7 protein-coding genes are annotated in these 11,753 nt (G+C 36.5%); 6 read left to right on the plus strand and 1 reads right to left on the minus strand.

The features are described from left to right. From ACJMLH_RS07685 to ACJMLH_RS07710, 6 genes are all read left to right on the plus strand, one after another. Positions 1 to 873: hypothetical protein (locus ACJMLH_RS07685; protein WP_405276376.1), on the plus strand; the 873-nt coding region annotated here is incomplete at its 5' end. 303 nt (positions 874 to 1,176) lie between these two features. Beyond that, the gene (metK, locus tag ACJMLH_RS07690) at positions 1,177 to 2,337 is read left to right on the plus strand and encodes a methionine adenosyltransferase (RefSeq protein ID WP_405276388.1); all 1,161 of its coding nucleotides are present in this window, start codon (positions 1,177 to 1,179) and stop codon (positions 2,335 to 2,337) included. A gap of 237 nt (positions 2,338 to 2,574) precedes the next feature. Next, positions 2,575 to 5,808 (plus strand): isoleucine--tRNA ligase, encoded by a 3,234-nt coding sequence (gene ileS / locus ACJMLH_RS07695; RefSeq protein WP_405276378.1) that lies wholly within the window; start codon positions 2,575 to 2,577, stop codon positions 5,806 to 5,808. A gap of 10 nt (positions 5,809 to 5,818) precedes the next feature. Beyond that, on the plus strand, positions 5,819 to 7,960 hold the full coding sequence (gene purL, locus ACJMLH_RS07700) for a phosphoribosylformylglycinamidine synthase subunit PurL (RefSeq protein ID WP_405276380.1): 2,142 nt from the start codon (positions 5,819 to 5,821) through the stop codon (positions 7,958 to 7,960). A 24-nt stretch (positions 7,961 to 7,984) separates the two neighbouring features. Continuing rightward, positions 7,985 to 9,202, plus strand: a complete 1,218-nt coding sequence (gene glp, locus ACJMLH_RS07705) for a gephyrin-like molybdotransferase Glp (RefSeq protein WP_405276382.1) — start codon at positions 7,985 to 7,987, stop codon at positions 9,200 to 9,202. 16 nt (positions 9,203 to 9,218) lie between these two features. Further along, on the plus strand, positions 9,219 to 10,349 hold the full coding sequence (locus ACJMLH_RS07710) for a site-2 protease family protein (RefSeq protein ID WP_405276384.1): 1,131 nt from the start codon (positions 9,219 to 9,221) through the stop codon (positions 10,347 to 10,349). 51 nt (positions 10,350 to 10,400) lie between these two features. Here ACJMLH_RS07710 and ACJMLH_RS07715 read toward each other — a convergent pair whose 3' ends face one another. Continuing rightward, entirely contained in the window at positions 10,401 to 11,627 is a 1,227-nt protein-coding gene (locus ACJMLH_RS07715) for an FprA family A-type flavoprotein (protein ID WP_405276386.1), read from the minus strand. Positions 11,628 to 11,753: the final 126 nt, after the last annotated feature.

The raw sequence follows: 11,753 nt of genomic DNA on the forward strand, positions 1-11,753 counted from the left end.
TTAAAACAGACTGTTCCTACTGTAAATGGAGTGCCGGATATTGATGTAATGCCTTCATGTTATGTCATGGCCGATAATGACGGTAAATACACTCTTGAAAAAGCCCAATACAAATCAACTATCAGTAGAGATAGTAAATGCTTGTATTTATATGGTAAACTGTCAAAATATAATTTCTTTTTAACAAAAGACTGTCCAACAATCAAACATATCATAAAACGTGAAAAATGGAATGTGATTGAACAGGCAATCAATATTAAAATTGTTAAAAAGAATCAATACAACTACTGGCCAAGTTCAATTACCGTTTCAGTTAAAGGAAAATCATTAACCTACTCTGAAGTTCGTGACACCCAAAATACTGGATATACCTGCGGACCTACATCTGCCAGTGTCTGCAGTCAGGCATTGAGGAATTACTATTCTGAAAAATTCTTCCAAAAGCAGGCAAATGTGGTTAGTGGAGTAAATATCCCAGTTCTTAAAAGTGCCTTGGATAGAAACGGTTTTAAAACATCTTATTACTATTCTGTTGACAGTGCCGTAAAACAATTGAAAAAAGGAGGAGTCGCATTAATAGCTTTCCTGCCTAATCATTATGTATCCATCATTGATGTAAGTCCTGACGGCAAGAAAATCCTTGTCAGCAACTCTTACGGAAAGTATGATGTTGGTGGAGACAGTAGGGTTCCAACCGATTGGGTATCATTAAGTTATTTCAAATCTAAGTTTGCTGGAGTTGGGCTGGTTGTTAAACTCAATTATAAAATAAGTACCACCAGTAAAAATCAGCTAAACTGTTTCTACAATAGTATGGGCTCCAATTGGATCAGGCAAAACGTCAATGAAAGAATTCCTGACATAGGGCTTTAAAATTTTAGCTTAATTTAGCTTTTCAATATCTGTGTGATGTTTTTCACAATAGATATTGATTTTTTACTATTTTTTTACATTAACGACAGCTATTTCTCATTTTTGCAAAAAATATTATTTCTGCATTTTTTAGTGTATAATCCTTAATATTTTCTTTAATGGAAATGATATTTTGAGTATTTTTATTGGTTAAAAACTAACTTTATATATTGTATTATTCATAGTATTAATATAGAATAATAAAATAATATAATATACAATTATAAATAATTTAAATGAAGTATTGGTGATAATGTGAGTGAAATAGCTAGAACATTTACATCAGAATCAGTAACTCAGGGACACCCTGATAAAGTTGCGGATATTATTTCTGATGCGATATTAGATGCTTATATGGCGCAAGATAAATATTCACACGTAGCATGTGAAACTTGTGTTACAACCGATTTTTGTATGGTATTTGGTGAAATAACCTCATCAGCTCATATCTCAGAAGAAGAAATTGAAAAAATCATAAGGGATACAATCATTGAAATCGGTTATGATAAACCTGATTTAGAATTTGACGGTCATACTTGTGAAGTACATAACAGGCTCCATGAACAATCTGCGGATATTAATCAAGGAGTTGACCGTGGTGATGAAGAAACCGGAGCAGGAGATCAAGGTATGATGTTCGGTTTTGCAACTGATGAAACAGAATCATTAATGCCTTATCCAATCGATCTTGCTCGTAAATTAACTAATAAATTAACTGAACTCAGAGAAAGCGGTGAAATTCCATATTTAAGGCCTGACGGTAAAGCACAGGTATCTGTAAATTACGATGAAGAGGGCAATGTTGTTTCACTTGATGCAGTGGTATTGTCAACTCAGCATGATGAGACAATGTCTGATAATCAAGAGCAATTAAAGGAAGATATTCGTGAAAAACTCTTTAAAGCGGTTATTCCAGAAAACTTAATCACTGAAAATACTAAAGAACATATTAATCCAACCGGTAAATTTGAAATAGGCGGTCCTCACGGAGACGCCGGTTTGACCGGCCGTAAAATCATCGTCGATACCTATGGAGGATATGCACGCCATGGTGGAGGAGCATTTTCAGGAAAAGACTGCACTAAAGTAGATAGAAGTGCATGTTACATGGCAAGATACATTGCAAAAAACATTGTAGCAAGTGGACTTGCTTCCAAATGTGAAATTCAATTATCCTATGCAATTGGAGTTGCAGAACCAACTTCAGTAATGGTGGATACCAAAGGAACTGGTGTTGAAGGCGTTGATTTCGAGAAAATCGTTCGTGAAAACTTTAAATTAACTCCTGATGGAATCATCGAAACACTCCGTTTAAGAGACACTTCCTATAAACAAACCGCCAAATACGGTCACTTCGGTATTGAAGGCCTTCCATGGGAAGAAACCGATAAAGTCGAAGACTTGAAGAAATACATTAAAAATTAAAACTTTCCTTTTCAGGTAAAGTTTTTTTCTATTTTTTTTTATTTATTCTTTTTTTAATTTCAATAGTTTTTCATCTAATAACTGTCTTTTTATTTTAGTCTTTTTTGAAGACTTCATTTGCCCAATTTGTTTAAATATTTTTTAAATATTTAAAATATCCAATATTCATAAAAACCTTTATTTATTATCTAAAACAAAAAGATACATATTATAAATTATTAATTTTGAGGAGTTACAATGCCAATAAAAGAGGCAGAAAAATCATACAATCATGATAAAATAGAAAAGAAAGTTCAAAAATTCTGGAAACAGGAAGAAACTTTCAAAAAAGTTAATGAACTTAGAGAAAAAGGTCCAAGATACTCATTTTTAGATGGACCGCCATATTGTAGCGGTAAAATCCATTTAGGTACAGCTTGGAATAAAGTAATTAAAGATTCTTACTTAAGATACAAGTCTATGAATGGATTTAGCTTAAGGCGTCAGGCTGGATGGGATATGCATGGTCTTCCTATTGAAAATAAAGTAGAACATCTATTGAATATCCAATCCAAACAGGAAATTGAAGAGATTGGAATTGACAAGTTTGTTGATAAATGCAGAGAATTTGCATTAGAAAACAAAGTGGCTATGGAAGAACAGTTCGACCAATTGGGTGTTTGGATGGATTGGGATGAACCATACATGACTTTAGATCCAAAATACATGGAATCTTCCTGGTGGACACTTAAAAGAGCAAACGAACAAAATTTACTTGTTAATGATCAAAGGGTAATCAGCTGGTGTCCTCACTGTGGAACTGCACTTGCAGCTGCTGAAATTGAATATGAAGAAAAGGTTGACCCTTCCATTTATATCAAATTCCCTGTAAAAGGAGAAGAAAATACTTATTTCCTGGTTTGGACAACCACTCCATGGACACTTCCGGCAAACATGGCAATCTGTGCAAATCCAGAATTTGATTATGTTTACGTTTCAAAAGATGGTGAAACTTACATTTTGGCCGAAAACTTGATGGAAACTGTACTCGGAAAACAAATCAAGATTCACAGAACCAAAATCCCAGCAGAATCAGAAGATGAAGAAGATAAAATCATAGAAGAAAAAGAAGTCTTATATGAAGTAATCAAAACTGTAAAAGGTGAAGACTTAATTGGAATGAGCTATGACTACATTTTAATGGATGAAGTTCCGATACATGCTGAATTTGATGAGATTGATGCAGTACACAAGGTACTTGCCGGTGATCATGTAGAACTAGGTGAAGGTACAGGTCTGGTACATACCGCACCGGGACATGGTCCGGACGATTTTGAAGTGGGTCAGGCTAATGGAATTCCAATTTTCTGTCCTGTTGGAGAAGACGGTTGCTTTACTGAAGACGGTGGAAAATACGCAACTAAGTTCACAAAAGATGAAAATACTCAAATAATTAATGATTTAGAAGAAAAAGATTTAATGTATAGGTCTGAAACCATTGAACACAGATACGGAGTATGCTGGAGATGTAAAACTCCTATTATCTATAGAGCTACCAAACAATGGTTTTTAAAAGTAACTGACATTAAACAAAAAATGTTGGATGAAATTGAAAAGGTAGAATGGGTACCTAAATGGGCCGGTGAAGGCAGATTCCATGACTGGGTAGATAATGCCCGTGACTGGACAATTTCAAGACAAAGATTTTGGGGTATTCCTATTCCTATATGGGAATGTCCTGATTGTGGAGAACTAAAAGTTATCGGTTCACTTTCCGAATTGAAAGCTGAAGCATTAAATGAAATCAATGTTTCCGATTCAGAACTTATTCACAGACCGTATGTTGATGAAGTTGAAGTGAAATGTGATAAATGTGGTCAGACAATCAAAAGAATCCCTGACGTATTGGATGTATGGATTGACTCAGGGGTAGCAGGTTGGGCTTCACTTTACTATCCTGAAGAAAAAGATAAATTCGAAGATTGGTTCCCATATGACTTTATTACAGAAGGTCATGACCAAACCAGAGGATGGTTCTACTCACAACTCGGTACAGGGGTAATTTCTATGGGTAAAAGTCCATATCAAAAAGTATTGATGCATGGATTCGTATTGGATGAAAATGGAAATAAGATGTCCAAGTCATTAGGAAATGTAGTGTCTCCTGAAGAAGTAATTGAAAAGTATGGTGCTGACGTTTTAAGATTCTACTTGTTATGGGCTTCAAAACCTTGGGATGATTTAAAATTCGTTTGGGAAGAGCTCCTTAACATTAACAAAATGTTTAACATTTTATGGAATGTATATGTATTTTCAACTACCTACATGTCTTTGGATGAGTTCAATCCAGTTGGATTAACTGAAGATGACATGATTTTAAGGGCTGAAGATAAATGGATCATATCTAAGGCAAATACTCTTGTAAAAGAAGTAGCTGAAGATTTGGATAAGTTATTCTTCCACAACGCTACCAGAAAAATCAATAATTTCATATTGGAAGATTTAAGTCGCTGGTATGTAAGACTCATCCGTGGAAGAACATGGGTTGAAAGTGATGACCCTGATAAATTGGGTGCATATTACAGTTTATACACTGCACTTATAAAGTTAATTTCCGTATTATGTCCAATAGCTCCTCACGTATCAGAGGAAATCTATGAAAACCTTGTAAAAGGAGTAAATCCGGATGCTCCTGAAAGTATTCACATGAATGATTGGGGATACGATGAAGATGCAATAGATGCCAGTCTGGAAGCAAAAATGGATGTTGCACGTGAAGTAATTGAAGCATCCATCAGAGCACGTGACATGGCACAATATAAACTAAGATGGCCGGTTTCAGACATTACTGTTGTATCTCAGGATGAAGATGTTTTAAAAGCTATTGAAGAATTGAAAGACATTATTAAAGATCAATCAAATACCAAAGAAGTTTTAGGCGCCAGCGAATTTGATAAATTGTCATTCATTGCAAAACCAAATCTTAAAATTTTAGGTCCAAAACTCAAAGGAGACATGGGCAAAGTCGTAAAAGGTCTAAAAGTGGCTGACGGTAATCAAATTAAAGCTGAACTTGAAGCTAATGGAAGCGTTACTGTTGAAGGCATTGAACTTTCTGCTGAAGAGGTATTGTTCGATTCAGAACTTCCAGATGACTTTGTATCCTCTGAATTTGACGGAGGCAATGTATTTGTAAATACCAACATTACTCTTGAAATCAGACAGGAAGCTATGGCTCGTGAATTAATTAGAAGAATTCAGGACATGAGAAAGGACTTGGATTTGGATGTTGAAGCAAACATTAATGTGGACGTTGAAACTTCAACTGAATTTAAGGACTTGATTGTACCTCAATCCGACGTCATTGCTCATGAGGTAAGGGCAAATAGCTTAATAATAACTGACACAGAAGAGTGCAGTAAAGATTCTAAAGATTATACCAAAGAATGGGATATTGAAGGAGAAAAAGTGATTATTTCAATTAAAAATTAAGGGTGTTAACATGACTTTAGCTGATTCTGAAATTGAATATATTGAAGGAATTCTTGGTAGGCAAATGAACGAATTGGAAGAAGGGATGCTTGATGTAATGTTTTCAGAACATTGCTCCTACAAAAGCAGCAGACCTTTCCTGAGAGCTTTTCCTACTGAAGGAGAAAACATTATTTTAGGACCTGGTGATGATGCGGGTCTTGTAAGTGTCACTGATAAATACGCTTTAGCTGTAGGAATGGAATCTCACAACCACCCATCAGCTATCGAACCGTATGGAGGTGCAGGTACCGGTATTGGAGGAATCTTAAGAGATATTATTTCAATGGGAGCTATGCCTATTGCACTTTTGGATTCACTTAGATTCGGACCTATCGACACAGATGAAAAATCAAGATACTTATTTGAACATGTTGTAAAAGGAATTTCTGATTATGGAAACCGTGTAGGTGTTCCAACAGTTGCCGGTGAAATAGAATTTGATGAATCATTTAGAACAAACCCTCTAGTTAATGTAATGTGTGTAGGGCTTGTTGAAAAAGATAAAATCGTAAGGGCACAGGCACCAAATATTGGCGATGTATTCCTTTTAATGGGCGGAACCACAGGCCGTGATGGTATTCATGGGGTTACATTCGCATCAGAAGAGCTGACATCAGATTCTGAAACCGAAGACAGACCTGCTGTACAGGTTGCAGATCCGTTTACCAAAAAAAGAGTTCTAGAAGCATCACTTGAAATCTTGGAAAAGATTAATGTCAGTGGTGTTAAGGACTTAGGTGGTGGAGGTCTTACCTGCTGCATTTCAGAACTTGTGGATTCATCTAAAAATGGCGCTCGTGTAGATTTACGTGCAATTCCATTAAGAGAAACAGGTATGACTCCATATGAAATCATGCTTTCAGAATCACAGGAAAGGATGGTATTTGTCATAAACCCAGATGATGTTGAACTCGCTCAAAAAATCTGTGATAAACATGAAATCACATCATCAGTAATTGGTGAAGTAATTGAAGGAAACAACATGGTTATTTCAGATGAAGGGGAAGAAATAGCTAATTTGCCAACTATTCTTTTAGCAGATCCGCCTTCAATTGACAGACCAATAGCTGAAATTCCGGAAGATACTGAGAAAATTGAACTTAAAGAGCCTGGAATTTATGAATCCTTACCTAAACTATTATCCAGTCCAAATATTGCTTCCAAAGAATGGGTTTACAAACAATACGACCATGAAGTTCAAGTCAGAACAGTTGTAAAACCTGGCGATGATGCGGCTGTTTTAAGAATTGATGAAAATACCGCTATTGCGCTTACTACAGATTCAAACACAATCCACACCAAATTATCTCCGTTTGACGGAGCTGCAGGATGTGTTGCCGAAGCTATCAGAAACGTTATTTCAATGGGAGCAACTCCTTATGCGGTTGTTGACTGTCTTAACTTCGGAAACCCAGAAACTCCGGAAATCTTATGGCAATTCAAAACAGCCATTGAAGGAATGAGCCTTGTGGCTGAAAACTTCAATGCTCCTGTCATCAGTGGTAATGTAAGTTTCTACAATGAGACAGAAGGAATCAAAATTAACCCTACTCCTGCTGTTGGCGTAATCGGTGTTGAAGATATTAAAAACATAAGAACCATGGACTTCAAAAATGAAGGCGATAAAATTATATTAATCGGTAAAACCTATGATGAGCTAACCGGTTCAGAATATCACAGAACCATTCACAATCTGGAAAAAGGTACTGCTCCAAGAATCAGAATCGATGAGGAAGTTGCCAATGGTCAGACAGTTTTAAAATTAATCGATGAAGATGCAGATAAGAATATCACTGCAGTACATGATGTTTCAGCAGGAGGCCTTGCAGTGGCGCTGTCTGAAATGGTTATAAAATCAGGTCTTGGTTGTGAAGTTGAAATAACCGATGATGAATTGGATAAAATCCAATTGTTATACTCAGAAAGTCATGCAAGATACCTTTTAACCGTTAAGGCCGATGCTTTAGATGACATAATGGCAAAAATCGATGTCGAAGCACAGGTCATCGGTGAGGTAAAAGGCACATCATTAAATGTAAACGGACATGAATTCAGCTTTGAAGATTTAGATAACGCATACCATGGTGTTATTGAACAGTACATGGCATAATTAAACTTGGGGGAGTTTTAATACATGTTTTTATCTAAATTAGAGTCCATATCTAATGCTCAAAAGTTAATTGATGATAATCAAAGGCTTACTGAAGTTGAAGAAATTCCATTGTTTGAAGCCCATAAACGGGTTTTGGCTGAAGATATCATGGCATTTCATGATTCCCCGCCATTTGATAAATCTGCAATGGACGGTTTTGCAGTAATTGGTGAAAATACTTTTGGAGCATCACAATCCGCTCCTAAGGAATTAAAGATCATTGATGCGATTGGAGCCGGAGACTTTTCAGATAAGACAGTTGGCGAAAACGAAGCGATTGTTATAGCTACTGGAGCTCCAATTCCTAATGGCGCTAATGCAGTCATCATGAAGGAATACACTACAACCGACGGCGATGACTTAACAATCTATTCTCAAGTCACACCAGGTGAAAACGTAAGTCCGAAATCTGAAGATATAGAAAAGGGCCAGAAAATCCTTGATAAGAATACATTTATCAGATATCAGGAATTAGGTTTAATAGCTTCAGCAGGCTACGATACAGTTCGTGTGTTCAAGAAACCTAAAGTTAAGATTATCATAACAGGAAATGAACTTGTGGAACCAACCAAAGAAGAAATAGATAAGGCTAAAATCATTAACTCCAATCAGTTTACAATAAAAGCATTGGTTGAGGATTCCGGAGCAATTGCAGAAATTGCTCATGCCGGAGATACATTTGATGAAGTTAAGGATGCTGTTTTAGAAGCTTCTCGCGATTATGACGTTATCATGACAACTGGCGGAACAGCCATCAGTAAAGGTGATGTTGTTTTGGATGTTGTCGATGACCTTGGTGAGATCTTATTCCATGGTGTGGCTATCAGGCCAGGAAAACCTGCCGGAGCGGGCGTTGTCAATGGTAAAATGATATTTACATTTTCAGGTCAGCCTGTAGCTGCAATGAGTCAATTTGACATGTTTGCAAGAAAATATTTGTTTGAAATGCAGGGAAGGTCATTTGATTTCCATATTGTCAAAAGAGAATCTCAACTTAAAATCCCTTCACAACTTGGAAGAACCGATTTTATCCGTGCAGTTGCAGATGATGAGTATGCAAAGCATGTGCTGAACAGGGGTTCCGGCATTATTAGGTCAATGGTTGAGGCTAACAGCTATATCATCATAGATGAAAATGATGAAGGATATCAGAAGGGAGATATAGTTAATGTTGTGATGTTCGATTCACTACTTTGGTAGAGGAAGTGGCATTTTAATGAATGGTATTTATTATTATTTGATAGCTTTTGCTGTCATCTGGATATTGTCTGCAGTATTTCATGACAGGCTGGAAAAACATGGTTTTGAGATAAACTTTCCGGTCATCATGTGGAAAACCCAAAGGCTTAGGGGACTAATATCCAGAATTTCTAATTTTTCTCCAACATTCTGGAGATGGTACATGAATGTTGGAATCGTTGTAGCCTTTGGTGCAATGATATTTATTACAGGGACAATTGTCAGTTCACTGCCATCGGTTTTTGAAACACCGACGGTTTCAATTGTGATTCCAGGTGTGGAAATGCCTGGTTCATCAATTTACATTCCATTCTTTTACGGTTTGATTGCTTTAGCTACAGTATTGATAGTTCATGAGTTTTCCCACGGTGTTCAGTCAGTTGGCGAGAAAATTTCAATCAAGTCAATTGGACTGCTGCTCTTTGCAATTATTCCAGGGGCATTTGTAGAGTCTGATGAGGATGAGCTAAAGGCGGCTAAAAGATCTTCAAGGCTGAGAGTTTATGCAGCAGGTTCTGTTGCAAATATTACTTTAGCGGTAATTGCATTGTTGCTGGTATCGTTAATATCTGCCGGAATTCCAACATTTTTTGCTGAAGATGGAATAGCTATTGATAGAATAGTTTCAGATTCACCTTCCGACGGTGTCTTAAAAGAAGGAATGGTTTTAGAGGCCATTGATAATCAACAAATTGACAATTCATCTGATTATCTTGATGTTGTCAGTTCTTATTCGCCGGGTGATAATGTCAGCATCAAAACGGATCAGGGCAGCTATACATTAACCCTTGATAAAAATCCAAACAACGAATCCAGAGGATTTTTCGGAATCCAGGCAAACAAACATTTCGAGCTGATAAATAACAGTTTGGGTCCGATACCTTGGATTTTATTTGAGCTTCTTGAACTGTTTCAATGGGTGGGAATGCTAAACCTGGGAATTGGACTGTTCAATCTGCTTCCGCTCAAACCTTTGGACGGCGGATACATGCTTGAGATATTGCTGAGCTATAAATTGTCTGAAAATATTTATAAGCCAATAGTCAATGCATTGTCTGTTGTAATGGCAATGATAATTGTATTCAGTATTGTTGTTGGTTTTATTTAATTTTATTTTGTTAAAAAAAGAAATGAGAAAGAATAATTATATTCTTTCAATTTATAATTCTTTACATGCTTGAGCTAATTTTTTACCTAACTCATAGCTTGCTTCTTCTTCTTCAGCGGTTGGAACGAATGTAATTTCTTGTGATTCAACTACATCGAATCCGCAGTTGTTTAACTCTTCAGCAAGCATTGCAGGTGTTCCGCCTTTTCCACCCATTGAACCGAAGGTAACTGCTTTTCTTACAATGCCTGTTCTGTTGAATAGCAATCCTTTAAGGTAGTACATGATGTCTCCGATACTTGGATATGGTACATCGTTGATTGTAGGGTCTCCAACTGCAATTCCTTTACTGGTTAAGATACTTTTAACTATTTCTGATCTTTCATCTTCGTGTAAGAAGAAGATTTCCACATCATAACCTTCAGACATTGCACCTTCAGCAATTTCGTGAGCCATTTGTTGGGTTGAGTAGTGCATAGTGTCGTAAATAATCGTGATTTTGTCTTCGCATACTCCAGTAGCCCAGTTTTGGTAAGCTCCGATAATTTGCATTGGGTCAGTCCAGATTTGACCGTGAGATGGTGCAATCATTTTAATGGAGTCAAGTAAACCTAATTCCACTACTTCATTTAATTTTTTAAGCACTAATTTTGAAAGTGGGGTAATCAGGTTTGCATAGAATTTTTGTGCTGCATCCATTAAGACATATTCAGGGATTTCGTCTGAAAATCTTTGGGTGAAACATAAGTGTTGACCGAATGCATCGTTAGGGAATAAGATACCGGTTTCATCAGCAAGTAATGTGAACATGCTGTCAGGCCAGTGCAATAAGAATGCGTCTAGGAAAGCTAGTGTTCTTCCGCCGACATCTAATGAGTCACCAGTTCCGACTGTGATGAATTCTGCGCCTTCAAGAGCAGGGTAGTGTTTTAAAAGACCGTTTACAGCAATTTTGGTACAGTAAATTGGTGCTTCCGGGAATCTTTTGTGTAAATCCACTAAAACTCCGGAGTGGTCTTTTTCCACGTGGTTTTGGATGATATAATCAACTTTTACATCTCTTCCTTCTTGTGCGAATGCATCATCGATACGTGCCATCATTTCTTTTGTTTTTCCAGGATAAGCGTTATCGATAATAGCTACTTCATCTTCTCCAAATACAATGTATGCATTGTAGGTGGTTCCGTCTAAGGTGTAACCGTGGTAGGTTCTTAAGTCCCAATCGAGTACACCAATCCAGTATACTCCATCAGCTATTTTTTGTGCGTTTGCTTTCATATTATCAACCGTTTTTTATTTTTTTATTCATGGATTTAATCTATGAATTATTAATATTTTCTAATTTGTTATTATATATAATTTTGTTTTATACGAACTGTTTCAAAAGTTCAGATACTTATTACT

Source organism: Methanobrevibacter sp., from assembly GCF_045116495.1.
Classification (GTDB): domain Archaea; phylum Methanobacteriota; class Methanobacteria; order Methanobacteriales; family Methanobacteriaceae; genus Methanocatella.

What these genes read in the sequence shown, in the direction of transcription:
- ileS (WP_405276378.1), top strand. Translation starts at nt 2,575, where the DNA reads ATGCCAATAAAAGAGGCAGAAAAATCATACAATCATGATAAAATAGAA.
- purL (WP_405276380.1), top strand. Translation starts at nt 5,819, where the DNA reads ATGACTTTAGCTGATTCTGAAATTGAATATATTGAAGGAATTCTTGGT.
- glp (WP_405276382.1), top strand. Translation starts at nt 7,985, where the DNA reads ATGTTTTTATCTAAATTAGAGTCCATATCTAATGCTCAAAAGTTAATT.
- ACJMLH_RS07710 (WP_405276384.1), top strand. Translation starts at nt 9,219, where the DNA reads ATGAATGGTATTTATTATTATTTGATAGCTTTTGCTGTCATCTGGATA.
- ACJMLH_RS07715 (WP_405276386.1), bottom strand. Translation starts at nt 11,627, where the DNA reads ATGAAAGCAAACGCACAAAAAATAGCTGATGGAGTATACTGGATTGGT.